Origin of the sequence: Aromatoleum toluvorans, from assembly GCF_012910905.1 — a bacterium.
In the GTDB taxonomy this organism is placed as follows: Bacteria; Pseudomonadota; Gammaproteobacteria; order Burkholderiales; family Rhodocyclaceae; genus Aromatoleum; species Aromatoleum toluvorans.
Map to the genome: position 1 here is coordinate 12,600 of NZ_WTVN01000018.1, position 21,546 is coordinate 34,145.

Genomic DNA, 21,546 nt, shown 5'->3' on the forward strand with positions numbered 1-21,546 from the left:
AAGCCAGGGGCGGTCGAATTCAAGGAAAGTTTGTGCCGATTGTTTTGAGTAAACGATTGATTTGATTAATATAATTGTGCATTGCGGCATGCGGGCGGTTTTGCCCTAGAATGTCATGGAAACAGAACGAGTTGGCGGCGGATCCGAAGGTTCCGTCGCAGTATTCATCGCCTATTCATTGAATTGAAAGACTTTCGGAACAGCCATGCTTGATATCCAACTGCTGCGCAACCAGATCGACGTCGTTACCAATGCACTGGCCGCGCGCGGCACGAGTTTCGACCCGGCGGAATTCCAGGCGCTCGAGAACGAGCGCAAGAACCTGCAGACCCGCACGCAGGAGCTTCAGGCGCAACGCAACGCGCTGTCCAAGCAGATCGGCATCCTGAAAGGGAAGGGCGAGGATGCGTCCGCGGTGATGGCGCAGGTCGCGGGGATCGGCGACGAGTTGAAGGCCAACGAGCAGGCGCTGTCCGCGCTGCTCACCCGCATCGAGGCGCTGGTGGCGGGTCTGCCGAACCTGCCGCATGCGAGCGTGCCGGTGGGCAAGGACGAGACGGCGAACGTCGAGGTGAGCCGCTGGGGCACGCCGCGCGAGTTCGACTTCAAGGTCAGCGACCACGTTGACGTCGGCGGCGGACTGGGCGGGCTGGACCTCGAGACCGCGGTGAAGATCGCCGGGTCGCGCTTCGCAGTCATGCGCGGCGGCGTCGCCCGCCTGCATCGCGCGCTCGCGCAGTTCATGCTGGACGTGCATACGCGCGAGCACGGCTACACGGAAGTGTACGTGCCTTACCTGGTCAACCCGGACAGCATGTTCGGCACCGGCCAGTTGCCGAAGTTCGAGGCCGACCTGTTCGCGGTTCCGCGGGACGAAGGGCGCTTCTACCTGATCCCGACGGCCGAGGTGCCGGTGACCAACATCGTGCGCGGCGAGCTGCTGCAGAATGACGTGCTGCCGCTCAAGTTCGTCAGCCACACCCCCTGCTTCCGCTCCGAGGCCGGCAGCTACGGTCGCGACACGCGCGGGATGATCCGCCAGCACCAGTTCGACAAGGTCGAGCTCGTCCGCATCGAGCATCCCGACAACTCCTGGGCCGCGCTGGAGGAGATGACCGGCCACGCGGAGGCGATCCTGCGCCGGCTGGAGCTGCCGTACCGCAAGATCGTCCTGTGCACCGGCGACATGGGCTTCTCGTCGGCCAAGACCTACGACCTCGAGGTATGGCTGCCGGCACAGAATACCTATCGCGAGATCTCGTCCTGCTCGTGCTTCGAGTCGTTCCAGGCGCGCCGCATGCAGGCCCGGTTCAAGAATGCGCAGGGCAAGAACGAGCTCGTGCACACGCTGAATGGCTCGGGTCTCGCGGTCGGGCGGACGCTGGTGGCCGTGCTGGAGAACTATCAGCAGGCAGACGGGTCGGTGGTCGTGCCGAAGGCACTCGTGCCCTACATGGGCGGGCTGGAAGTGCTCGCACCGCGCGGCTAACCGCCGCGCGCGGCTAGCCTCTGCGAGGTTGTGCCGAGCTTCAGTCCCGCGGGCTGAAGCGGCGGAACGTAGGGGCGCTCGAGGCGCAGCAGGATGTCGTGGTAGTTGCGGATGTTCTCCGCCATGATCACGGCCTCGCCGCCCCGTGCCGCCCCGGCCTTCAGGCGGTTGGCATACTCGGGTTTCGACATGAGGGGCAGCACCGCTTTCATGTCGAGCCAGCTGGTGTTGTCCTTGCCCATGCGTTGCGCGATCGTGCGCGCCCCGTTCATGTGCCCCATCCCGAGGTTATACGCCGCCGCGGCCATCCACAGGCGGTCCGGTTCGGGTACGTCGTCGGGCAACTGCTCCCTGAGCATCGAGAAGTAGCGCGCACCGCCGAGAATGCTCTCGCGCGGGTCGAGGCGGTCGCGTACGCCGAGGCGATCGGCTGTCTCCGAGGTCAGCATCATCATGCCCCTCACTCCCGACCACGATGTCGCCAGCGGATCCCAGTGCGACTCCTGATACGCCAGCGCGGCGAGGAAACGCCAGTCTATGCCGGTCCGCGCCTGCGCCTCGTGGAAATGCTGGCGGTAATGCGGAAGCCGGGCCTGGATGCGGGAAAGAAAGGTCGTGATCGCGCCGTCGTCGAGGCGGCGGATGTGGCCGAAGTAGCGATCCGAGAGCCGGGCCAGCGTGTCGTTCGCCCGCGCGTCGGCGAGGAATGCCTCGATTTCCGCGGTCAGGCCGTCTTTCGCATCCGGAGGCAGTGCCCACGCGACGCTCGAACTGACGGGCAGGTCGTAGATGACGGCCAGGTTCGGTGAGGTTTGCGCGGCCACGGCAAAATGGACACGGTCGGTGGCGACGACATCCAGTTCCCCCTTTGCCAGCGACTCGAGCAGGCGATCGTCGGCGGCGTTCGCCGGGAAATGGACGTTCATTTCCGGAACCCGCTTGCGGATCTGATTCAGGAAGTCCGCGGCGAGCGAACCGTGTCGCGCCGAAACGGTGCGTCCCGCCAACGCACTTTCTTCGGTGATTTCACCGTTCTCGGCGCGCCCGACGAGGACGTAGTCGACCTCGCGCAGCGGACTGGTCCAGGCGAGCGGCAAGCGGTCGTTGCGCCCCACGCCGGCCGCCGCCAGATGCACCTGGCCCCGGATGACGGCCTCGAGCGCCCGGGCGGCGTCGGGGAAGATCACCATGCGCACCGGTACGCCCAGGCGTTCGCCGAGTTTCTGCAGCAGATCGTATTCGAAGCCGGATGCTCTTCCGTCGCTGCCGTTGCGGTAGGTGATGGGATCCACGCGGGTCGCGACACGCAACTCGCCTGCGGTCCGGTAGCCGGAAGCCGCCTGCAGGTCGGCGAGTCGGGGTGTTCCAGCGGGGTCGCAGCCGGTGACGAGGAGTGCAGCAATGATGACCAGGGAGGCGCGCAAAAGGCCGGTCCATTCAACGTAACCGGATGATTCTGCGTGAGTCCGCCGTAATGGGCAATGTCGAAGGAATTCAGGTGCCCCGTGCGCGGGAGATCCGGCGATGACGACAGGCTGAAGCTGTGTGCGTTCGGGAGGAGGGGGCGACCGTGCTTGCGAAGGTGTCCGCCTGAATGCCGCCGGAGCGTGCATAAAAAAATTCCCGCATTGTTGTTGCCCCGCGGAATTTTCTGCGTATAATTCGGCCTCCCGCAAGGCTAGCCCATGCGGGAGTCGGAGAGGTGGCAGAGTGGTCGAATGTACCTGACTCGAAATCAGGCGTAGGTGCGAGCCTACCGTGGGTTCGAATCCCACCCTCTCCGCCAGTCGCTGAAACTGCCCGGTAACGGGCTGGGTCAGCAAAAGCGCCCGTAGCTCAGTTGGATAGAGTACCTGGCTACGAACCAGGGGGTCGTGGGTTCGAATCCTGCCGGGCGCGCCAGTTTTCTTGAAAAGGGCATCTTCGGATGCCCTTTTCGTTTCCGGGTTGTGGCTTCAGCGGCGCGCGATTCTGGCGACCGGGCTTGACCGGATTACAAAGTAGGCTATAATTTCGCTTCTTTAGCGCCCGTAGCTCAGTTGGATAGAGTACCTGGCTACGAACCAGGGGGTCGTGGGTTCGAATCCTGCCGGGCGCGCCAAGTTTCAAGCACAAACGCCACCCTCGAGGTGGCGTTTGTGTTATTGGGGTGTGTTATTCGATGGCCCGTGAGGCACTCGATCGAGTTCCGAATGCGCCCTCCCGGCGGCTTGAGACAAGCCTTGCGCGTCCGGACCGAAGCCGGCGGTTCCCCAAAAATCCGCAGGCAGCCAGCGCAGATCCTTCGCCTCGTCGATATCCCGCACCGGTGGGCAAGACTGCACGCGCCACCCCAGGCACCCCGCGCGGCACAGCGTCTCGAAGGCAACGCTGTCGGTACTCCAGTGGATGCCGTGAAAGATCAACGGATGGAAGGCCCGCAGAGCCAGCAGGGCGTAGCCGCCGTCTACCGTGGGTTGCATGAAGGTGTCGTGCGTGTCGAGGGCGCGGGATGCCGACTGCAGTTCGACCGCACCGAGGGCGGGGCAGTCGGTGCCGATCAGTACGACCCGCTCCCCGCGCGCGAGCGTGCGCTGCGCGGCGCGCGCCATTCGCATCCCGAGGTCGCCGTCGCCTTGTTCGCTCCATGCCAATCGGGGCGGAAGGCTCATGTGGGCCCAGGCGGGATCGTCCGGACCCGGTGTGACGCACAACTCGACCGGTCCGAGTTCCGCGGCGAGTGCCGTATTCACGGTGTGATGGAGCATCTGCCGCGCGAGCCGCGCGGCGCCCTCCGCGCCGAGTGCCGGGATCAGGCGGGTCTTGGCAAATCCCGGGATCGGCGCCTTGGCGATGATCACGATCCGCGTGGCGGTCATCGGTAGGCCTCGGCGAGCCGGCTCGCGGGGACGCCGCGCCAGTAGTTCCAGCGCAGGCGCCACATGAGAAAAATGGTGCGCCAGACGCCCCGCGATTCCCAGCGGCGTCCCGAGGTCGTCACCTTGATGCGCAGGCAGGCGGGCCAGGAGCGGGTGCGCAGGCGGCGCGATAGTTCGAGGTCCTCCATCAGCGGCTGATCCGGGAAGCCGCCGACCGACTCGAAGGCTTCGCGCGTCATGAACATCGCCTGGTCGCCGGTGGCGATACCGGTGATGCGCGAGCGCCAGTTCATCATACGGGCGACGACGCGGAGCATCCGGGGACGGCCGGCGATGTGCACATCGAAACGCCCCCACTCGTGCCCCGCGCGAAAACAGGCGTCGATGGCCTGCAGGGCGCCGGCCGGGAGCGCGGTGTCGGCGTGCAGGAAGATCAAGGTGTCGCCGTGCGATGCCTTCGCGCCGGCCTCCATCTGGCGCGCTCGACCCCGCCGGCCGCGTATTACGCGGAATCCCGCCGCTTCGGCAAGGCTCGCGGTGGCGTCTTCGCTACCGCCATCGACGAAGAGCACCTCCACCCCTGCGCGCACGAGCGGCGCCAACCGACGGGTCAGATCGGGCAGGTTCGGTGCTTCGTCGAAAACGGGGATGATGATCGAGGGACGCATGTCTTCCTGTTCCACTATCGGGCCACACCATACGTTATTGGTCGGTGCGGTGAGCTGATTCCTTACAGCGCGGTTTCCCCCGCGAAAAATACTTTCGGTCATGTAAACGAGACGCCCGGTGTCGCTCGTGCCCGAGTCCGGCCCTAGAGTGGTGCCGTGTCCACCAACGCCGCGACCGTGGGTCTCGGGCGCCGGTTCGGACCTTTGCTAACCGGGAGTAGCCATGACAGAGATCACGATGTACAGCGCACAAGGGTGCGGGTATTGCCAGGCGGCCGAACGGCTGCTCCGTGGCAAGGGTGTCGCACAGTTGAACAAGATCAGGGTGGATGTCGAGGAGGGACGCCTCGAAGAGATGATCGCGCGAAGCGGGCGCCGCACGGTTCCGCAGATCTTCATCGGATCGCTTCACGTCGGCGGTTTCGACGATCTGGCACGTCTCGACCGGGCCGGGCAGCTCGAGCCCTTGCTGCGAGGCTGAAGGCGAAAAGCGCGACGATTCGTCGTGCCAGCCGGTCTACTTGGGGCGATTCCGGTCGAAGAAGACATACTTGATGGCCGCAATCGCCACGAGCACCAGCACCAGGATCACCAGCCAGCCCAACAGGCCCATGCCGATCATCATGTTTCCCATGCCGTTCATCATGTCCTTGGTCCTCCGTCGAGGTGGCCTGCGCGGATAGGTGCCGCCGGAAGCCGCTCGGGCGGCGCAAGCGGCGGGCGGCCACGCCGCCAGTCGTGAAAGCGCCCGACCCATGCTAGCAGGGTCTGTGGCGCATGGGCACGTTTCCACTCTCCGGCTGCGTACTTGTTGGCCTCGGCGAGCGTCGGGTAGATGTGGATTGTGCCGAGGATCTTGTTGAGCCCCAGGCCGTGGCGCATCGCGACGACGTATTCGGCGATCAGGTCGCCGGCGTGCTCGCCGACGATCGTGACACCGAGGATCCTGTCCTTGCCCGGCGCCGTGAGCACCTTGACGAAACCGTGGGCTTCGCCGTCGGCGATCGCGCGGTCGAGCTCTTCGAGGGCGAAGCGCGTGACCTCGAAGGGAATCTTGCGCTCGCGCGCCTCCTGCTCGTTGAGGCCGACGCGGGCGACCTCGGGATCGACGAAGGTCGACCACGGCACCACGGAGTAGTCGGCGCGGAATTTCCCGAACGGCGCGAACAAGGCGTTCACCGACGCGTACCAGGCCTGGTGGGCGGCCGTATGCGTGAATTGATACGGGCCGGCAACGTCGCCCGCGGCGTAGATGTTCGGGTAGCTGGTCTGCAGGAACTCGTTGACCGTGACGGTATCCCCGGTCGGGATGCCGAGCGCCTCGAGCCCGTAGCCCTTCAGGTTTGCGGTGCGGCCGACCGCGACGAGCAGCACGTCGAAGGGGATGCGGACTTCCTGGCCGTCGTGTTCGGTGATGAGCAGCTTCGCGCCGTCTTCGACGACGAAACGCGCCATCTTGTGCCGGGTGCGCAGGTCTATTCCTTCCGCGCGGAAGCGCTGCATGACGAGTTCGGACACCTCGGCGTCTTCGCGCGGCATCACGCGCTCGCCGCGCAGGACCATCGTCACGTGCGCACCGAGGCGGGCGAAGGTCTGCGTCAGTTCGGCACCGATCGGCCCGCCGCCGAGCACGAGGAGCCGCCGCGGCAGCTCGCGCAGGCTCCAGATCGTGTCCGAGGTGTAGTAGCCGACGTCCTCGATGCCGGGGATCGGCGGCACCGCGGGGCGCGCGCCGGTCGCGATGATGATGCTGCGGGTGGTGAGCCGCTGGTGCCCGCCGTCATTGCGCGCGATCTCGATTTCCCACGGCGAGACGATCTTCGCGCGGCCTTCGATGACGTCGACGCCGAGCCCGCGGTAGCGCTCGACCGAATCGTGCGGCTCGACGGTCCTGATGATCGCCTGCACGCGTTCCATCACGTCCGCGAAGTCGAAATCCGCTCGCGCTTCGCGAATGCCGAACTCCTTCGCGCGCCGGATGTGCGAAAGGAGCTTCGCCGAGCGGATCAGCGCCTTCGACGGCACGCAGCCGGTATTGAGGCAGTCGCCGCCCATCTTGTGCTTCTCGATCAAGGTGACTTTCGCCTTCACCGCTGCGGCGATGTAGCTGCTGACGAGCCCCGCCGCGCCGGCGCCGATCACGACGAGATTGCGGTCGTAGTGCTTGGGACGCTTCCAGCCGGCGTAGACCTTGCGCGCCCTGGCCGCGTCGACGAGTTTCCGGGCGATCAGCGGGAACACGCCCAGCAGCGCGAAGGAGGCGAGCAGGCCCGGCGACAGGATGCCGGCAAGCGAGTCGATCTGAGCGAGGCGGGTGCCGGCGTTCACGTAGACAAGGGTGCCGGCGAGCATGCCGAGCTGGCTCACCCAGTAGAAGGTCCGGGTGCGGATCTGCGTCAGGCCCATCACCAGATTGATGACGAAGAAGGGGAAGGCGGGCACGAGGCGCAGCGTGAAGAGATAGAAGCCACCGTCCTTCTTTACCCCGGCGTTGATCGGCGCAAGCCGGTCGCCGAAGCGCGACTGCACGAACTCGCGCAGCACGAAGCGTGAGGCGAGGAAGGCGAGGGTGGCGCCGATCGTCGAGGCGAACGAGACGATCAGCGTGCCCCACCACAGCCCGAAGATGGCGCCGGCGACGAGCGTCATGGCCGCGGCGCCGGGCAGCGACAGGCCGGTGACGGCGACGTAAAGGGTAAAGAAACCGAGGGCTGCCGCCACTGGCCGCGCGTCGCGCCAGGCTTCGATCGCGGCCTGCTGGCGCCTGAAGAAATCGAGGTCGAGGTAGCGGTCGAGATCGAACAGGAAGAACAGCGCGATCGCGAGGACGAGGGTGGTGGCGAGCACGAGTCGGCCGGCTTTCATTGCGAAGCTCCTGTCATTACAGACCGAATCGCGGCGTCGCGGCCGGGTCTCGGCGAGGCGAGTTCACCGACTGGCGTCACGGCCGATGGCTTCAAAAATCGGGTCGAGCTCACGCGCCAGTTCGTCGAGCCTGGGGCTGCCATAAGGGCCGAACACGCTGCCCGGCGTACGCCACGACAGCGTCGCCGTGCCGTCGGCGTTCTCGGTCACGTAGTAGCGCAGCGGCGCCTCGACGCCGGCCGGCACGCTCGCCTGGAGCATGCGTACCGCGTAGTCGTTGCGGAACACCATCACCACCGCGTTGCCCGGGATCTTCACGCCGCGCGCGGCGGCGCCGCGGCTCGCGCTCGCGACGGCGACGACTGCGAGGCCGTGCCTGTCGACCGCGCTCTGAAGTCGATCGAGCAGTTCCGGAAAGGGATATGCGCTTGCAATCGTGCGCAAGCCGTCGGGCGGGGCGGCGTGGGCGACGGCGGACAGGACGGCCAGGGTGGCGAGCATCGGCGCGATCGCGTGGCGCAGGCTGATCTTCTGCATGGGATCTCCCGAAAACGGAAAGGCGGAACCGCGCCCGGTGCGTCCGGTTCCGCCCGTTGGGGGCAGGTTGTCGGGGCTGGGCGGGCGCGCATGAGACTTAGTCGCGCGGGGACCGCCGGTCCTTACAGATCCGATCGGTTCGTCGCGGCCAGCCGCGCGAGGCCGAGACACTCGGGCAGGACGGATAGGTCGTCGATCTCGCCGTCCGGCGTCGCCGGGATGCGCTCCGGTTCCTGGCCGAAGCGGTTGCACCACAGCACACGGAAGCCGAAAGCCTTCGCCGAGAACGCGTCCCAGCCGTTCGACGACAGGAAGCAGATTTCTCCTGGCGCGGTGTCGAGCCGCGTGGAGGCGAGGCGATACACCGATGGATGCGGCTTGAACACGCGAACCTCCTCGACCGACAACACGGCGTCGAAGAGCGCCTCGAGGCCGTTGTTGCGCACCACCGCCCACAGCATCGGCAGCGATCCATTGGAGAGGATCGCCAGTTTCATTCCCGCCGCTTTCAGCTCCTGCAGCGCCTGCGGCACTTCCGGGTAGCATTGAAGGCGCAGGTACAAGTCCATCAGCCGCTCGTGCAGGCCGGGCCGGTTCAGGCGCAGGGTGGCGAGCGCGAAATCGAGCGCGTCGCCGGTCACCTGCCAGAAATCGGCGTAATGCTGGCCGAGTCCGCGCAGCCACGTGTACTGCAGTTGCTTGTGGCGCCAGAGCTCGGACAGGCGCTGCCAGTCGTCGCCGAGCTCGTCGCGTGCGCCTTGCGCCGCGCTGTTGAAGTCGAACAGGGTGCCGTAGGCGTCGAAGACGCACGCCTCGATGCCGGTCAGTCGTGTGGGTTGCATGGGTCACCTCCTGGAAACGTGCCCGTCGGTTCGGGTTCTGGTTATCGCGAACGGGGAGTCAGCGAGCGAAGTCGTTATCGACCTGCAGCCCTTCGAGCATCTTGTTGAAGCCGCTGAAGAGGTCGACCACGGCCATCAGCTCCACGAGTTCTCCGTCCGTGCTCCCCATCGCACGCAGCGCTCCGGTGTGGGCCTGTACGCAGTAGTCGCATCCATTGGTCGCCGATACGGCGACGGCGATCATCTCCTTGGTCTTGCGGTCGAGCAGGCCGGGGCCCATGATCGCCTTCACTCGCTGCCAGCTGGCCTGCAGGTAGGCCGGGTTGTGCGCCATGACCTTGAAGAGGTTGGGCACGGCGGGCATGCCGAAAGTCTTGCGAATGTCCTCGTAAACTTCCCGCACGACGCCGACGGCGTCGTTCTCGCTGACGTAAGCCACGGTTGCCATTTCTTTTTTCCTTGGTGTCGATGTTCGAGGGCGGAGCCGCCGGAGCGGCGACGATGGCGGCTGCCGGCGGATGTCTTGCGCGAATTTCCGGTCAGCGCGGATCGGTCCAGCGGCGTTCGGCGAACTTCGCGTCGAGTTGGGTGTGGAACAGGTGGTTCGAGTAGTTGCTGAGCGTCTTGACGGCGATCGCGAGGACGATCTCCAGGATCTGGCGCTCCGTGTAGCCCGCGGCCAGGAAGGCATCCACGTCCTTGCGCCGGGGCAGGCCGCGGCTTGCGACCATCGTGCGCGTGAATTCGGCGAGCGCTCGAAGCCTTGCGTCCGGAATCGGGCGGCCGTCGCGGATCGCGTCGGTCACCTCGACCGGCACGCCGGAGAATTTGTCGGCGATGAGGCTGTGCGCACCGACGCAGTATTCGCACCCGTTCTCGCGCGAGATGGCGAGGAAGACGACCTCCTGTTCGGCCGGCGTGAAGCCGGAATCCTGGCGGAAGGCGGCATAGCCGTCGAGATAGGTGTTGAGCACGCCCGGCGAATGCACCATGTTGGCGTACATGTTGGGGATGAAGCCCACCTGCTTGAGCGCCTTGTCCAGCACTGCCTTCGCGCTGCCTTCGGCGGTTTCGGGTGATTGGGGGGGCAGGGTCAGTTTGTATTCGGCCAGCATTACGCTCTCCTTCCGGGTTAAATGGACCAAGCGGTCCAAAAATGGCGCAAAAAAATCAACGCAGGGCGCTCATCGCGACCTCGACGACTTTTTCGAGCTCGTCGGCGGGAAGTCCCGCCTTGACCATCGTGCGCAGCCCCGCCATCGTCGTCAGCAGGTAGCGCGCGAGCACCGCGGCATCGGCGTTGCGCGGGATCTCGCCGTGTTCCTGGGCCATCTCGATAGCCGTCCGGAACATGGCGGCGAAGTCCCGTGCGGCATCCTCGACGCACGCGGCGACGGCCGCGTCGCGTCCCGCGAACTCGGTCGCCGTGTTCATGATGAGGCAGCCGCGCCGCGGCCCCGGCTCGCGGGCTTCGCGCGCATTCGTAAGGAGCATCTCGCGCACGAAGGCCAGCGGAGACGCCGCCGAATGCAGCATTTCGCCCATGCGTTCGACATGCCGGCGGCGAAAACGCACGAGGCAGGCCTCGAACAACTGCTGCTTGCTGCCGAACGCGTTGTAGAAGCTGCTTTTCGACAGCCCCATTGCCGCGAGCAGATCGGACAGGGAGGTTGCCTCGAAGCCCCGCAGCCAGAACACCCCCATCGCGGCATCGATGGCGAGCTGGGGGTCGAATTCGAGGGGGCGGCCGGTTTGCATGAGTGTATTCTGTACCGAGCAGTCCATTTGTCAAGCTTGCGCGAGCCCGTTCGTGATTTTTTCGCCGGTCGGTGCGTCGTCCCATCGCAGCGAACGGTAGTCGAGGTCTCGCGCCAGGGCCGGTTTGATGACCGCGAAATAGGGTGACACGTCGAAGTCGCGCGGCGCGAACAGGCTGTGATGGCGCACGTGCAGAAGCTCCTCGACACAGCCCAGGCAGGCTGGGTCGCGGCTCGCGCGGCGCGTCACGATCGGCAGGATCGGGTAGCGTACCGACTGAAATGCCTGTGCGATCAGGGTGGAGCAGATTGCGCGGGTCGGATCGCCGCTGCCCAGCGCGAGCATCCGCCGCCGGAAACGTTGCGGGACCGGCGGCGTCGGCAGCAGATACCGGGCGAGATCGAAAACGTTGCGTAAGTCGTACTGATGGCCGATGCGTTCGATCGCATAGGTGACGACCCGGCGACAATCCTCTTCCATCAAGCCGCTCGGGCGGCAGATGCGGGTGTGCAGCCCGGCGAACTCCTCGACGCCGACGCTGCGCACACCTGCCACGATGTCGGCCTCGACGAAGCAATGGCCGCGCGGCGCGCGCCCGCTCAGCGCGTCGCCGACGTACAGCGCCGCATGCGACCACGTCGACTGCGTCAGATACTTGATCGCGGTGCTGACGCGCGAATGCCCTTCGACCAGCAACACGTCGCCTGGCCGAAGACAGACGAGCAGTTCCTCGGCCGGCGTCGGCTGCGAGAGGGTGTGGACGTGGATGGGGCGGGTCAGCGCGCGCCCGAGCCAGCGGCCCATCCGGTCGAACAGGAATCCCATCGCGCGTGCCTCGGACAGGGCAGGGCGGATCAGGGCTCGCTGCCGGAATCGCCTTCGCGCAGGCGTCGTGTGGCCTTGCGCAGGAATTCGAGGTGCTTGCCGTAATTGGTGCAACCGCTGCATGCCATCGTGTGCAGCAGCAGCGCGAGGCGCTCGCGCAGCGTCAATGCGCGCTCATGGCTTTCGGAAATGAGTCGGGTTACCTCCTTGCAGTTCATCATGTGACGGTCTCCCCCTGGAACCAGCGGTTTTCGAGACATTCCCGCAGTCCGAGACGGGCGCGGTGCAGGATCACCCAGCAGTTGCGATCGGTGATGCCGAGCCGGCGGCAGATCTCGCCGGTCTCCAGCTCGAGGAATTCCCGCATCATGTAGACGCGGGCGATGCGGTCCGGCAGATGGTCGAGGCAGGCCTCGAATACCGCCCAGAATTGCCGCTGCGAGAACGAGGCTTCCGGATCGGCCCACGTGGCCGGGCGGTCCTCGGGGTTCCAGAAGCCGCGCTTGTCGAACAGGGCGTCGAAGTCCTGGAGTTCCCCGTCGTCGTCGGTGGCCTGGATGAGGTCCGAGCCGCAGATCTCGCGCGACGAAGCGCGGATGTGATCGACGATCTTGTTGCGCAGGATTGCGAACATCCAGGTCTTCAGCGCCGCCCGCCCGGCGAAGCCGTTGGCATTGGCCATCGCGGCGATGAGCGCTTCCTGCACCATGTCTTCCGCCGCTCCCGCATCACGCAGCTGCAGTTTCGCGAAGCGCAGCATGTCGCGGCGGATCGCGATGATGGACGGATCGTCCCACAGGATTCCCGTCGTCAGGCCCTCGCTCTGGTTCATCGCGTATTCCTCCCGCATTCCCGGGTCGCATTGAGTGCAGCACTGTAGCTGGACACGCAATACGGCACCAGAAAATTCAGCAGGCCGCGGCCCCAATCGATCGCCCCTCCGTCAAGCAGGACGCCTCCCTGGTTGACCCCGTTCAGCACCACGCCGACCGTCAGCGACACCTTCAGTGCCGTGCAGACAATTTCGGGCCGGCAGGCCGCACATAGCACCGCGACCGGACGACTCATGCCGGACAGCTCTGCGGCAGGCTGTCGAGGAGATCCTGCAGCGGGACGCGGCCGGCGGCGGACTGCACGACGCGCGCGATGAGCGCGATGTCGGCGGCCGGCACCAGCGCGCGCGCGTCGCCCCTGCGCCCGGTCGATGCGACGCCCAGCGTCCCCTCGGGCTTCGCCGTGACGCGGTACTCGCCGCCGCAGGAGCGGCAATGCACGACGTCGCCGGGCGCGCTGGCGCGCGTGAGCACGAGCGTCGGCCCGCACATCAGGCAGCTTTGCAGGGGAATGCCGTCGTCGCTGTGGCCGACGATGTGCGCGAGCACGCCGCTGTCGGCGAGTGCGAGAAAGTGGGTGCCCAGGCCAGTGTCGAACTGCGTGCCCAGATGTGCGCCGACGATGTCGAGCGCGGTATCGATGGGCATGCCGACACGGTAGGGACGGGTGCTCGTCATCGCATCGAAGGCATCGCAGATTGCCACCAGGCGGGCGTCGAGCGGGATCTCGTCACCCGGCAGGCCGCGCGGGTAGCCGCGGCCGTCGGGACGCTCGTGGTGCGATTCGACGGTCGGCAGCACCAGGGCGGCGAGCGGATGCGCCGCGAGCAGCCGTGCGCCGATCTCCGGGTGCGTGCGGATCGTGGCGAGCTCGTCGGCGTCGAGACTGGCCGGCTTTCTCAGGATCGCATCGGGAATGCCGATCTTGCCCAGGTCGTGCAGGAAACCGCCGATCGTCACGCGCGCGACCTCCGCATAACCGAGGCCGGCCTTCTCCGCAAGCAGCTCGGCATAGCGCGAGACGCGCCACAGGTGCCCGCCGGTATAGGGGTCGCGCGCCTCGACGATCCACGCGATCACCAGCAGGCTGGCAAGCAGCTCATGCTCGCGGTCGGCGCCGGGGGCGTGGGACGGCGGCGCGATCCATCGCCCGAATGCATTACGGATGTTCATCGTGTTCTCCTCCCCGATTCGTCGCGCGAGGATGGGGCCACCTTACGGGGGCGCGGGAACTTCTCATCGCACTTCGCGTAGCGCCGCTACCAGCTGCTCGACCGATACCGGCAGATAGCCGGTGATCTCGAGCGCACGATCCTCGAAGACATCCTCATCCGGGCGCGCACGCAGACGGGCCGCGATGACCGCGTCGCGATGCCGCAGGATGCCTTCGATCCACGGCCGGTAGAGGCGCAGCATCGCGCCCAGCCAGCGGTTCGCCGGCCACGATGGCCAGGCGTGGTCGATCTCGAATCGTCCGAGCATGCGGATGACGTCCTCGGCCGGATACCAGGTTTCGCCCGTGACCCAGCGGTTGGTCGCGAACAGGCCGATCGGCTCGCCCCAGGCGTCCATCGAGACCGCGACGAGGTGGCTGATCGCGTCGTCGCCGGCGGGCCAGGGCTCGGCCGCTGCATGGAACGCGAATGGTGCCACGTCCGCCGGCATGCCGCCCGCACGCAGGAAAGTATGGAAGTGGCCATGCTCCGCATCGCCGCGATGGGCGTGGTAGTAGTACTGCGCGTGCGTGTCGGTGTCGAACACGTCGTCCTGCGGGTAGTGCGCCATCTCGACGAATTCGCCCTGATCGCGCAGTACCTCGCCGACGATGTTGAGGCCGCCCTTTGCCAGCACGCGCCGGCAGTCGAGCACCTCCCGGCCGGCGTCGAGCAGTTCGCGCCGGGTTTGCAGGTCGAGCTCGTGGAAGGCCGGCAGGTAGTGCGACAGCGGCGGTGGTGCGGACGGGCCGGCGAGCTCCGCCCCGTCCACCGACGGAGCCGGCACCGGCCCGTAATCGGTGGCGACGGCGATCATTTTGCCGCGCAGGGATTCCTGGCTGCGCAGGGGTTTTTCGCTGCGCACGGGTTCTTCGCGGCACACGGATTCTTCGCCGCACAGGGGTTCTTCTTCATGTGCTCCTTGTAGCCCTTCTGCTGTTCTTCCGTGTACGCGACCAGAGCCGCGAGGTCCCTGGACTTCCAGTCGAGCGGCTTGCCGGCCATCGGCGTCGCGATGCATAACTGCACCATCTCGTCGAGATGGATCTGCTTCATGCCGGCCGTGTTCACCGCCATTTCGACCCGGTGCGGATAGGGTTTGGCGAAGCTCGCCTTGTAGGCGGCGTAATCCGTGTGGCAGGTCGCACACGAGCTGTTGTTGGTCGACAGGCTCTTGTCGGAAAAGAGCTTCTGGCCGGCAGCGACGAGCTCGGCGTGGTTGCCCTTGTAGGGCTTGTAGCCCGCCGGACGCTGCAGGGCCTTCGCCGCGCAGGGATTCTTCGCGGCACACGGATTCTTAGCGGCGCATGGATTGGCCGCGCAGGGGTTCGCGGCGCGCGGCGCCTGGCTTCCCGCTGCGCAAGGATTGCCGGCTGCGAAAGCCGCTAGCGGCAGGCCGAGGGCGGCACTGATCAGGCCGGCGGAAACTCTCGCGGCGAAGGTGCGACCGGTACGACACGTATTGGCGTGGTTCATGGAAACGTCCCTCCATCATCAGGTGAATTTTTATGCACGACAAACCGTCTGCCGAAGCAGATGGTCCTTTGAGTTAGTCGCGTCCGGCGGTGAGTCCTTACAGCCGGGATACTTTTTTTTGCGCTTCTCTTTGCGGCCGGAAGCCGACCCGATGTAAGGACGGGGGCGCCACAACGACCAATCAGGAGGATGAGGACTTCCGGCGAACGGACGGGGGTATTGATGAAGTACACGCATGTCCGCCACTTCGCCGTCGCGCTGATCGCCCTTGCGGTGTCGGCGTCGGGAGGGGCGGTCGAACGCAACGGCTTCCGGCTCGACGGGGCCGCCGTTCCGGTCGACGAGATCCTTCCGGGCGGCCCGGCGCGCGACGGCATTCCCGCAATCGACCACCCGCGCTTCGTGCCCGCGGCACAGGCGCGCCACGTCAAGCCCGGGGATCGCGTGCTCGGCGTCGTGCGCGGAGAGATTTCGCGCGCCTATCCGATCGCGATCCTCAACTGGCACGAGGTCGTCAATGACCGCTTCGGCGACGAGGCGGTTGTCGTCACCTTCTGCCCGCTGTGCGGCACCGGCATGGCGTTTGCGGCACGTATTGCGGGGCGGGATCTGTCGTTCGGCGTGTCGGGGCTGCTCTACAACAGCGACGTGTTGCTCTACGACCGGCAGACCGAGTCGCTGTGGTCGCAGATCATGGCGCAGGCCGTCACCGGACCGCTGCGCGGACAGCGCCTTGTCTTCCTCGCCACCGCGCACACGACCTGGGCCGAGTGGCGTGCGCGCCATCCCGCGACCGATGTCCTGTCCGCCGACACCGGCTACGGCCGCGACTACGCGCGCGACCCCTATGCCGGCTACCGCGAGAGCCCCGATCTGATGTTCCCCGTCGCGACGCAGGACAAGCGCCTGCATCCGAAGGAGCAGGTGATCGGCCTGACACTTGGCGGCGAGCACAAGGCCTACCCGTTTTCGGCCCTTGCGCGGGCCGGCCGGCGCGTCCTCGACGATCGCGTCGGCGGCCAGGCGATCCGCGTCGAGTTCGATGCCGAGGCGCGTACCGGGCGGGTGCTCGACGCCGACGGACGCGAGTTGCCCAGCGTGACCGCGTTCTGGTTCGCGTGGCTCGCCTTTCATCCGCAAACGGCGCTCTACGAGGGCAAATGAAGGCCGCGTCGCGACGCGTTTCACATCGCTTGACTCCGTAGTTGACTGCGGAGGTACGGTTGGCGAACGGAGAAGGATCGTCGAGGGCGAGAGGAGTTTGAAACCATGAAAACCCGTACCTTGCTGCGAACGGGCATTGCCGGATCGGCGGTCGCGGCCGTGTGCTGCGCCACGCCGGTTCTCGTGATTCTGCTGGGGGCCGTGGGGCTCTCCGCATGGGTCGGCTGGCTCGATTACGTGTTGATGCCGGCGATGATGGCCTTCGTCGGCGTCACGCTCTACGCGCTGCGGCGGCAGCGGATGGAAAACGCCTGTTGTGAGCCTGAAACCGAACTCGGGCCGGACTGGAAAAAGGGGATTTCAAATGAATGAGTGCGAAGCGCTCGTGTGCCATCCTGCGATTCCGTTTCGACCGGTGGCCCGACCATGAAACCCGGCGGCTCCCGCATCCCGACCGACCCCCGGCACCGCTTTCCCTGGTACGCGCGCCTGGTGTTCGCCAACCAGCGCCGCCGCTACGGGTGCGAGCTCGAACCGGCACGCCTGTGGGCGCGCACGCCGAAGGTCTTCGCCGCGCTGTCGCTGCTCTACGGGGCGCTCGACCGGCGCCGCTCGCCCATCGAGCCCGCGCTGCGCTCGCTCATCACGGTGCGGGTGTCGCAAATCAACTGGTGTGCGTTCTGCGTGGATATCAATTCGGCCACCTGTCTCAAACGCGGCGTGAGCGAACCGCAGCTCGCCGAGCTCGCCGGGTTCGAGCAGTCGGCCCAATTCGATGCGCGCCAGAAGGCGGCGCTTGCCTACGCGGAGGCCATGACGCGCACCGATGCCGGCGTGGACGACGCACTCATGGCACGCCTGAGGTCCCATTTCGGTGATGACGCGATCATCGAGCTGACGGCGCTCGTCGCCTTCCAGAACATGTCGAGCAAGTTCAACGCGGCGCTCGCGGTGGCGCCGCAAGGCTTCTGTCGAACCGGCGGCGGGCGCGCCGGCGCGACCGACTCGATACCGCACGCGGATTCGACTGCCGCAGGCGGCCATCAACACGGCAATTGAACGGATGACCCCCGTTTCGCCCCGAGCTTGTCGAAGGGCCGGGCGTGGACGGTTCGGCCCAAACGGTGCTTGACAGGGCCATCGCATCGAACGAGGAAGCAGCTTTGAGTACCTTGCCGCCACAGCCTCTGCCGCACCGGATCCCGTTCGTCCGCCGGCACCCGCGCCTCTTCCGGCTATGGGTCGGTGTTTTGATCGCAGGCTGGGCGGCCGTCTTCGCCTTTACCTTGCGCCTGATCAATGCGTTCGATTTCGGCGCCGGCGGGTTGGCCGCGACGGTGGCGATGCGCTTTGCGGTCGAGACCGCGGCATTCACCGCGCTCGCATACGCCGCCCTCCGCAGCCTGCCGCTGGGCCTCAAGCCCGGCCTGCGCGCGACCACTGCGCTGGGCCTGTGGATCGCCCTCGTCGTGCTGGGCGATTGCCTGTCGCGCCTCGAATACGGCGCGCTCGATACGATGCTGGCCTTGCTGCGCGACGCGATGGGGCCAGGCGACATCGTGCTGGCGGTTCTCGCCTACATGCTGGCGCTGGCGCTGCCTTTCGTTCCCGGCGTCGAGATCGGCCTGATGATCATCATGCTGTTCGGCGCTGCGGGGGCCATCGCCGTCTACGCGGCCACGATCGCCGGGCTTGGCCTCGCCTTCGCCGCGGGCCGTCTGATTCCGGCGCGCAGCTTGATGCACTTGCTGGAGCGCGTCGGCGTCGCCATTCCCGACGAGCCGCTCGACGCGGCGATGCGCGGCCTGGTGGCCGGCGGGAGAACTGGCGGGGCGTGGCGGCGGGTGGTCGCGCGGCTCCTGGCCTATCGCTACCTGACGCTTGCGGTTGCGTTCAACCTGCCCGGAAATTCGGTGCTCGGCGGCGGCGGGGGCATCGCTCTGCTGTGCGGGGCGAGCCGCCAGTTCGCGTGGCACTGGTTCGTGCTCACGGTGGCGGTGGCGACCGCGCCGGTGCCGCTGCTCGTGGTCGCCGGCGGACTCGACGTCCGTGACCTCGTCCACGTGCACGACTTCGTCGAGAACGCGATCGGACGACTCGTCACCGGGTGGTGACGGGGGGCGGAACGGCCGGGTCGAAGCCCTGCGCCTTGCCCGTGCCCTGTCGTCACGCGGACGCCTCACTGTCGTGCAGGGCCGCGATCAGCGGGCAGGAAACCTTGCCCCGATGCGCCTTGCATTCGCTCACCAGCGTCGACAGCGCCGCTTCCATGTGCAGCAGATCCGCCAGCCGTGCGCGCACGTCGGCGAGCCGCAGCGACGCGATCTCCGCGGCCTCGCTGCAATGGGTGCCGTCTTCGAGCTTCAATAACTGGCCGATTTCGTCCAGGCTGAACCCGAGCCGCTGCGCCGCTTTCACGAACCGGACCCGCCCCACTGCGGCGCGCGGGTAGCGGCGGATTCCGCCGTAAGGCCGGTCCGGCTTGGGCAACAGGCCCTTGAGCTGGTAGAAGCGGATCGTCTCCACATTGACCCCGGCGGCCTTGGCGAAAGCGCCGATGGTCAGGTTTTCCGGCTCCTCGTTCATGGGCTTGACTCCGTAGTTGACTACGGAAGTAACTTTAGTGCACCCAGCGCAGACCCGGAAGGAGAATCCCGTGCACCATCTGAAAAACGGCCGTGGCGCCTTGGCCGCGGGCGGCTTCGCGGCCATCCTCGCCTCGACCTGCTGCCTCGGTCCGCTCGTGCTGGTCGCGCTGGGCTTCTCGGGGGCGTGGATCGGCAACCTCACGCTGCTGGAGCCGTACCGGCCGATATTCATCGGCGCGGCGTTGACTGCGCTTTTTTTTGCCTGGCGCGGCATCTTCCGCCCTGCCGATGCGTGCAAACCGGGTGACGTCTGCGCCGTGCCTCGGGTCAGGACCACGTACAGGCTCATCTTCTGGATTGTGACCGTGCTGGTGGCGATTGCGCTCGCCTTCCCCTATGTCCTTCCAATGTTCTATTGACAGGAGATCGTCATGAAGAAGTTTATTGGCGTTGCGCTCGCCGCCGCCCTCGCCACGCCCGCCTGGGCGGCGCAGAAGACGGTCACGCTGTCCGTGCCCGGGATGAGCTGCGCAGCCTGCCCGATCACGGTGAAGACGGCGCTTTCGAAAGTGGACGGCGTACAGAAGGCCGAGGTCAGCTACGGGAAGCGCGAAGCGATCGTCCTCTTCGACGATGCCAGGACCAATGTCGAGGCCCTGACCCGCGCCACCGCCAATGCTGGTTACCCCTCCACCGTCAAGCAGTGAGGATGGGATCATGACTCAGGCAATCGCGTTGTCCATCTCGGGAATGACGTGCGCTTCCTGCGCCGGGCACGTCAAGACGGTGCTGGAGCAGGTACGTGGTGTGCGGGTGGCGGAGGTTTCCTACCCCGGGGGGCGGGCCGACATCAGGGCGGAAGACGGCGTGACCGTCGAGGTTCTGACCGCCGCCGTGGCGGGGCTCGGTTACGGGGCACGCGGGATCGGTGCGCCGGCGGGCGCCGTCGGCGAGTCCTCCCGCGAGTTCGGAGCGGGAGCGCAGCGTGGCGGCGAACATCCGCTGCACGTGGCCGTGATCGGCAGCGGCGGCGCCGCGATGGCGGCGGCGCTCAAGGCCGTCGAGCGGGGTGCGCGCGTCACGCTGATCGAGCGCGGCACCATCGGCGGCACCTGCGTCAATGTCGGCTGCGTGCCGTCGAAGATCATGATCCGGGCGGCCCACATCGCCCATCTGCGCCGCGAAAGCCCGTTCGACGCGGGCATCTCCGCCGCGTCGCCGGTGATCCTGCGCGAGCGGCTGCTGGCGCAGCAGCAGGGGCGCGTCGATGAGCTGCGCCATGCCAAGTACGAGCGCATCCTGGACGGCAATCCGGCGATCACCGTGCTGCACGGCGCGGCGCGCTTCAGGGACGGCCACAGCCTCGCCGTGCGCCTGAACGCGGGCGGGGAATGCGCGGTGACCTTCGACCGCTGTTTCATCGCCACCGGTGCGAGTCCGGCGATCCCGCCGATCCCGGGCCTGAAGGAGACGCCGTACTGGACCTCGACCGAAGCGCTGGCAAGCGACACGATACCGGAGCGCCTCGTCGTCGTCGGTGCGTCGGTGGTCGCCGTCGAGCTGGCCCAGGCTTTCGCCCGGCTGGGGTCCAGGGTGACGGTCCTCGCCCGCAGCACGCTGTTGCGCAGCGAAGATCCGGCCGTCGGCGAGACGCTGACCGCCGCCTTCCGCAGCGAGGGCATCGAGGTGCTGGAGCATACGCAGGCAAGCTGCGTCGATTACCGGAACCACGAATTCGTGCTCGCCACCGGCCAGGGCCAACTCGTCGCCGACAAGCTGCTCGTCGCCACCGGGCGTAGTCCCAACACGCGCGGCCTGAACTGCGAGGCCGCCGGCGTGGCGCTGGACGCACAGGGCGCGATCCTCATCGACGCGGGCATGCGCACGAGCGCGCCGCACATTTATGCCGCGGGCGACTGCACCGACCAGCCGCAGTTCGTGTACGTCGCCGCCGCTGCCGGCACCCGCGCGGCGGTGAACATGACCGGCGGCGAGGCGCGCCTCGATCTGAGTGCCATGCCGGCCGTGGTGTTCACCGACCCGCAGATCGCCACGGTCGGGCTTTCCGAAGCCGAGGCACGGGCGAAGGGAGTCAAGACGGGCAGTCGCTCGCTCTCGCTCGACAACGTTCCGCGCGCGCTCGCCAATTTCGACACGCGCGGCTTCATCAAGCTCGTGATCGAGGAAAGTTCGCGCCGGCTGATCGGCGTGCAGGCGGTGGCGCCGGAAGCGGGCGAGCTGATCCAGACGGCGGCGCTGGCGATCCGCGCCGGGATGACGGTGGAGGAACTGGCCGACCAGTTGTTCCCGTACCTGACGATGGTCGAAGGACTGAAGCTCGCCGCGCAGACTTTCCGTAAGGACGTGACGCAGCTGTCCTGCTGCGCGGGGTAGTGCGAGGATGGTCATGCGCCCGAACTCATGAGGAG

27 protein-coding genes and 3 tRNA genes are annotated in these 21,546 nt (G+C 66.8%); 12 read left to right on the top strand and 18 right to left on the bottom strand.

Annotated elements, in window-relative coordinates; genetic code table 11:
- Window positions 1-205 precede the first annotated feature (205 nt).
- Window positions 206-1,489, top strand: a complete 1,284-nt coding sequence (gene serS / locus GPA22_RS12595) for a serine--tRNA ligase (RefSeq protein ID WP_169256420.1) — start codon at window positions 206-208, stop codon at window positions 1,487-1,489.
- Here serS and mltF read toward each other — a convergent pair.
- Window positions 1,486-2,913: a membrane-bound lytic murein transglycosylase MltF gene (mltF, locus tag GPA22_RS12600; RefSeq protein ID WP_169256421.1), complete on the bottom strand. Its 1,428-nt coding sequence runs from the start codon at window positions 2,911-2,913 to the stop codon at window positions 1,486-1,488. The genes serS and mltF overlap by 4 nt on opposite strands.
- A 272-nt stretch (window positions 2,914-3,185) precedes the next feature.
- Here mltF and GPA22_RS12605 point away from each other — a divergent pair.
- The 3 genes from GPA22_RS12605 to GPA22_RS12615 all read left to right on the top strand — a co-directional run bounded on the left by GPA22_RS12605 (window position 3,186) and on the right by GPA22_RS12615 (window position 3,590).
- Window positions 3,186-3,275: transfer RNA gene (locus GPA22_RS12605), tRNA-Ser, on the top strand.
- Between the two features lie 39 nt (window positions 3,276-3,314).
- Window positions 3,315-3,391 (top strand) — tRNA-Arg (locus GPA22_RS12610).
- A 122-nt stretch (window positions 3,392-3,513) separates the two neighbouring features.
- Window positions 3,514-3,590: transfer RNA gene (locus GPA22_RS12615), tRNA-Arg, on the top strand.
- A gap of 40 nt (window positions 3,591-3,630) precedes the next feature.
- On the opposite strand, the gene GPA22_RS12620 is transcribed toward GPA22_RS12615, so the two are convergent.
- Window positions 3,631-4,347 carry a TIGR04282 family arsenosugar biosynthesis glycosyltransferase gene (locus GPA22_RS12620; RefSeq protein ID WP_169256422.1) on the bottom strand — a complete coding sequence of 239 codons (717 nt, stop codon included), beginning with the start codon at window positions 4,345-4,347 and terminating at the stop codon, window positions 3,631-3,633.
- Window positions 4,344-5,015: a TIGR04283 family arsenosugar biosynthesis glycosyltransferase gene (locus tag GPA22_RS12625; RefSeq protein ID WP_169256423.1), complete on the bottom strand. Its 672-nt coding sequence runs from the start codon at window positions 5,013-5,015 to the stop codon at window positions 4,344-4,346. Before GPA22_RS12625 ends, GPA22_RS12620 begins: the two co-directional genes overlap by 4 nt.
- 223 nt (window positions 5,016-5,238) lie before the next feature.
- Between GPA22_RS12625 and grxC the strand changes: the two genes are divergently transcribed.
- Window positions 5,239-5,496 carry a glutaredoxin 3 gene (grxC, locus tag GPA22_RS12630; RefSeq protein ID WP_169256424.1) on the top strand — a complete coding sequence of 86 codons (258 nt, stop codon included), beginning with the start codon at window positions 5,239-5,241 and terminating at the stop codon, window positions 5,494-5,496.
- A gap of 36 nt (window positions 5,497-5,532) precedes the next feature.
- Here grxC and GPA22_RS22950 read toward each other — a convergent pair whose 3' ends face one another.
- The 14 genes from GPA22_RS22950 to GPA22_RS12695 form a co-directional block, all read right to left on the bottom strand.
- Window positions 5,533-5,661: a hypothetical protein gene (locus tag GPA22_RS22950; protein ID WP_281374127.1), complete on the bottom strand. Its 129-nt coding sequence runs from the start codon at window positions 5,659-5,661 to the stop codon at window positions 5,533-5,535.
- Complete coding sequence (locus GPA22_RS12635) at window positions 5,658-7,880, bottom strand: FAD-dependent oxidoreductase (protein ID WP_246264309.1); 2,223 nt, start codon at window positions 7,878-7,880, stop codon at window positions 5,658-5,660. The genes GPA22_RS22950 and GPA22_RS12635 overlap by 4 nt, the downstream gene beginning before the upstream one ends.
- Before the next feature lie 63 nt (window positions 7,881-7,943).
- The gene (locus tag GPA22_RS12640; protein ID WP_169256425.1) at window positions 7,944-8,417 is read right to left on the bottom strand and encodes a DUF302 domain-containing protein; all 474 of its coding nucleotides are present in this window, start codon (window positions 8,415-8,417) and stop codon (window positions 7,944-7,946) included.
- Between the two features lie 122 nt (window positions 8,418-8,539).
- A complete protein-coding gene (locus GPA22_RS12645; RefSeq protein WP_169256426.1) occupies window positions 8,540-9,259 on the bottom strand; it encodes a haloacid dehalogenase type II in 720 nt (239 codons plus the stop codon).
- Window positions 9,260-9,317: 58 nt separating this feature from the next.
- Window positions 9,318-9,707, bottom strand: coding sequence for a carboxymuconolactone decarboxylase family protein (locus GPA22_RS12650; protein WP_169256427.1), 390 nt, complete (start codon window positions 9,705-9,707; stop codon window positions 9,318-9,320).
- A 91-nt stretch (window positions 9,708-9,798) separates the two neighbouring features.
- Complete coding sequence (locus tag GPA22_RS12655; protein ID WP_169256428.1) at window positions 9,799-10,374, bottom strand: carboxymuconolactone decarboxylase family protein; 576 nt, start codon at window positions 10,372-10,374, stop codon at window positions 9,799-9,801.
- Between the two features lie 55 nt (window positions 10,375-10,429).
- Entirely contained in the window at window positions 10,430-11,017 is a 588-nt protein-coding gene (locus tag GPA22_RS12660; protein WP_169256429.1) for a TetR/AcrR family transcriptional regulator, read from the bottom strand.
- Window positions 11,018-11,047: 30 nt separating this feature from the next.
- Entirely contained in the window at window positions 11,048-11,842 is a 795-nt protein-coding gene (locus GPA22_RS12665) for a YiiX/YebB-like N1pC/P60 family cysteine hydrolase (protein WP_169256430.1), read from the bottom strand.
- Between the two features lie 29 nt (window positions 11,843-11,871).
- Complete coding sequence (locus GPA22_RS12670; RefSeq protein WP_169256431.1) at window positions 11,872-12,063, bottom strand: anti-sigma factor family protein; 192 nt, start codon at window positions 12,061-12,063, stop codon at window positions 11,872-11,874.
- A complete protein-coding gene (locus tag GPA22_RS12675) occupies window positions 12,060-12,674 on the bottom strand; it encodes a sigma-70 family RNA polymerase sigma factor (protein ID WP_169256432.1) in 615 nt (204 codons plus the stop codon). The genes GPA22_RS12670 and GPA22_RS12675 overlap by 4 nt, the downstream gene beginning before the upstream one ends.
- Complete coding sequence (gene nrtS / locus GPA22_RS12680) at window positions 12,671-12,910, bottom strand: nitrate/nitrite transporter NrtS (protein WP_169256433.1); 240 nt, start codon at window positions 12,908-12,910, stop codon at window positions 12,671-12,673. Before nrtS ends, GPA22_RS12675 begins: the two co-directional genes overlap by 4 nt.
- The gene (locus GPA22_RS12685; RefSeq protein WP_169256434.1) at window positions 12,907-13,848 is read right to left on the bottom strand and encodes an HD-GYP domain-containing protein; all 942 of its coding nucleotides are present in this window, start codon (window positions 13,846-13,848) and stop codon (window positions 12,907-12,909) included. The genes nrtS and GPA22_RS12685 overlap by 4 nt, the downstream gene beginning before the upstream one ends.
- Window positions 13,849-13,911: 63 nt before the next feature.
- Entirely contained in the window at window positions 13,912-14,754 is an 843-nt protein-coding gene (locus tag GPA22_RS12690; RefSeq protein ID WP_343036029.1) for a DUF6969 family protein, read from the bottom strand.
- Window positions 14,703-15,365: a cytochrome c peroxidase gene (locus GPA22_RS12695; RefSeq protein WP_169256435.1), complete on the bottom strand. Its 663-nt coding sequence runs from the start codon at window positions 15,363-15,365 to the stop codon at window positions 14,703-14,705. Before GPA22_RS12695 ends, GPA22_RS12690 begins: the two co-directional genes overlap by 52 nt.
- Before the next feature lie 222 nt (window positions 15,366-15,587).
- Here GPA22_RS12695 and GPA22_RS12700 point away from each other — a divergent pair, with 222 nt between their 5' ends.
- From GPA22_RS12700 to GPA22_RS12715, 4 genes are all read left to right on the top strand, one after another.
- Window positions 15,588-16,529, top strand: coding sequence for a DUF3179 domain-containing protein (locus tag GPA22_RS12700; protein WP_169256436.1), 942 nt, complete (start codon window positions 15,588-15,590; stop codon window positions 16,527-16,529).
- Window positions 16,530-16,634: 105 nt separating this feature from the next.
- On the top strand, window positions 16,635-16,901 hold the full coding sequence (merF, locus tag GPA22_RS12705; protein ID WP_169256437.1) for a mercury resistance system transport protein MerF: 267 nt from the start codon (window positions 16,635-16,637) through the stop codon (window positions 16,899-16,901).
- 54 nt (window positions 16,902-16,955) lie between these two features.
- Window positions 16,956-17,588: a carboxymuconolactone decarboxylase family protein gene (locus GPA22_RS12710; RefSeq protein ID WP_169256438.1), complete on the top strand. Its 633-nt coding sequence runs from the start codon at window positions 16,956-16,958 to the stop codon at window positions 17,586-17,588.
- Between the two features lie 191 nt (window positions 17,589-17,779).
- A complete protein-coding gene (locus tag GPA22_RS12715; protein ID WP_169256439.1) occupies window positions 17,780-18,643 on the top strand; it encodes a hypothetical protein in 864 nt (287 codons plus the stop codon).
- 52 nt (window positions 18,644-18,695) lie between these two features.
- On the opposite strand, the gene merR is transcribed toward GPA22_RS12715, so the two are convergent.
- A complete protein-coding gene (merR, locus tag GPA22_RS12720; RefSeq protein ID WP_169256440.1) occupies window positions 18,696-19,115 on the bottom strand; it encodes a mercury resistance transcriptional regulator MerR in 420 nt (139 codons plus the stop codon).
- 70 nt (window positions 19,116-19,185) lie between these two features.
- Here merR and merT point away from each other — a divergent pair, with 70 nt between their 5' ends.
- The 3 genes from merT to merA are packed head-to-tail and all read left to right on the top strand — an operon-like array spanning window position 19,186 to window position 21,511.
- Complete coding sequence (gene merT / locus GPA22_RS12725; RefSeq protein WP_169256441.1) at window positions 19,186-19,536, top strand: mercuric ion transporter MerT; 351 nt, start codon at window positions 19,186-19,188, stop codon at window positions 19,534-19,536.
- A 12-nt stretch (window positions 19,537-19,548) separates the two neighbouring features.
- Window positions 19,549-19,824 carry a mercury resistance system periplasmic binding protein MerP gene (merP, locus tag GPA22_RS12730; RefSeq protein ID WP_169256442.1) on the top strand — a complete coding sequence of 92 codons (276 nt, stop codon included), beginning with the start codon at window positions 19,549-19,551 and terminating at the stop codon, window positions 19,822-19,824.
- A gap of 10 nt (window positions 19,825-19,834) precedes the next feature.
- Entirely contained in the window at window positions 19,835-21,511 is a 1,677-nt protein-coding gene (gene merA / locus GPA22_RS12735; protein ID WP_169256443.1) for a mercury(II) reductase, read from the top strand.
- The last annotated feature ends 35 nt before the right edge of the window (window positions 21,512-21,546 follow it).

Bases quoted from the DNA above. Each gene is read 5' to 3' on its own strand.
- serS (WP_169256420.1), top strand. From the start codon at position 206: ATGCTTGATATCCAACTGCTGCGCAACCAGATCGACGTCGTTACCAAT.
- GPA22_RS12620 (WP_169256422.1), bottom strand. From the start codon at position 4,347: ATGACCGCCACGCGGATCGTGATCATCGCCAAGGCGCCGATCCCGGGA.
- GPA22_RS12625 (WP_169256423.1), bottom strand. From the start codon at position 5,015: ATGCGTCCCTCGATCATCATCCCCGTTTTCGACGAAGCACCGAACCTG.
- grxC (WP_169256424.1), top strand. From the start codon at position 5,239: ATGACAGAGATCACGATGTACAGCGCACAAGGGTGCGGGTATTGCCAG.
- GPA22_RS22950 (WP_281374127.1), bottom strand. From the start codon at position 5,661: ATGATGAACGGCATGGGAAACATGATGATCGGCATGGGCCTGTTGGGC.
- GPA22_RS12635 (WP_246264309.1), bottom strand. From the start codon at position 7,880: ATGAAAGCCGGCCGACTCGTGCTCGCCACCACCCTCGTCCTCGCGATC.
- GPA22_RS12640 (WP_169256425.1), bottom strand. From the start codon at position 8,417: ATGCAGAAGATCAGCCTGCGCCACGCGATCGCGCCGATGCTCGCCACC.
- GPA22_RS12645 (WP_169256426.1), bottom strand. From the start codon at position 9,259: ATGCAACCCACACGACTGACCGGCATCGAGGCGTGCGTCTTCGACGCC.
- GPA22_RS12650 (WP_169256427.1), bottom strand. From the start codon at position 9,707: ATGGCAACCGTGGCTTACGTCAGCGAGAACGACGCCGTCGGCGTCGTG.
- GPA22_RS12655 (WP_169256428.1), bottom strand. From the start codon at position 10,374: ATGCTGGCCGAATACAAACTGACCCTGCCCCCCCAATCACCCGAAACC.
- GPA22_RS12660 (WP_169256429.1), bottom strand. From the start codon at position 11,017: ATGCAAACCGGCCGCCCCCTCGAATTCGACCCCCAGCTCGCCATCGAT.
- GPA22_RS12665 (WP_169256430.1), bottom strand. From the start codon at position 11,842: ATGGGATTCCTGTTCGACCGGATGGGCCGCTGGCTCGGGCGCGCGCTG.
- GPA22_RS12670 (WP_169256431.1), bottom strand. From the start codon at position 12,063: ATGATGAACTGCAAGGAGGTAACCCGACTCATTTCCGAAAGCCATGAG.
- GPA22_RS12675 (WP_169256432.1), bottom strand. From the start codon at position 12,674: ATGAACCAGAGCGAGGGCCTGACGACGGGAATCCTGTGGGACGATCCG.
- nrtS (WP_169256433.1), bottom strand. From the start codon at position 12,910: ATGAGTCGTCCGGTCGCGGTGCTATGTGCGGCCTGCCGGCCCGAAATT.
- GPA22_RS12685 (WP_169256434.1), bottom strand. From the start codon at position 13,848: ATGAACATCCGTAATGCATTCGGGCGATGGATCGCGCCGCCGTCCCAC.
- GPA22_RS12695 (WP_169256435.1), bottom strand. From the start codon at position 15,365: ATGAACCACGCCAATACGTGTCGTACCGGTCGCACCTTCGCCGCGAGA.
- GPA22_RS12700 (WP_169256436.1), top strand. From the start codon at position 15,588: ATGAAGTACACGCATGTCCGCCACTTCGCCGTCGCGCTGATCGCCCTT.
- merF (WP_169256437.1), top strand. From the start codon at position 16,635: ATGAAAACCCGTACCTTGCTGCGAACGGGCATTGCCGGATCGGCGGTC.
- GPA22_RS12710 (WP_169256438.1), top strand. From the start codon at position 16,956: ATGAAACCCGGCGGCTCCCGCATCCCGACCGACCCCCGGCACCGCTTT.
- merR (WP_169256440.1), bottom strand. From the start codon at position 19,115: ATGAACGAGGAGCCGGAAAACCTGACCATCGGCGCTTTCGCCAAGGCC.
- merP (WP_169256442.1), top strand. From the start codon at position 19,549: ATGAAGAAGTTTATTGGCGTTGCGCTCGCCGCCGCCCTCGCCACGCCC.
- merA (WP_169256443.1), top strand. From the start codon at position 19,835: ATGACTCAGGCAATCGCGTTGTCCATCTCGGGAATGACGTGCGCTTCC.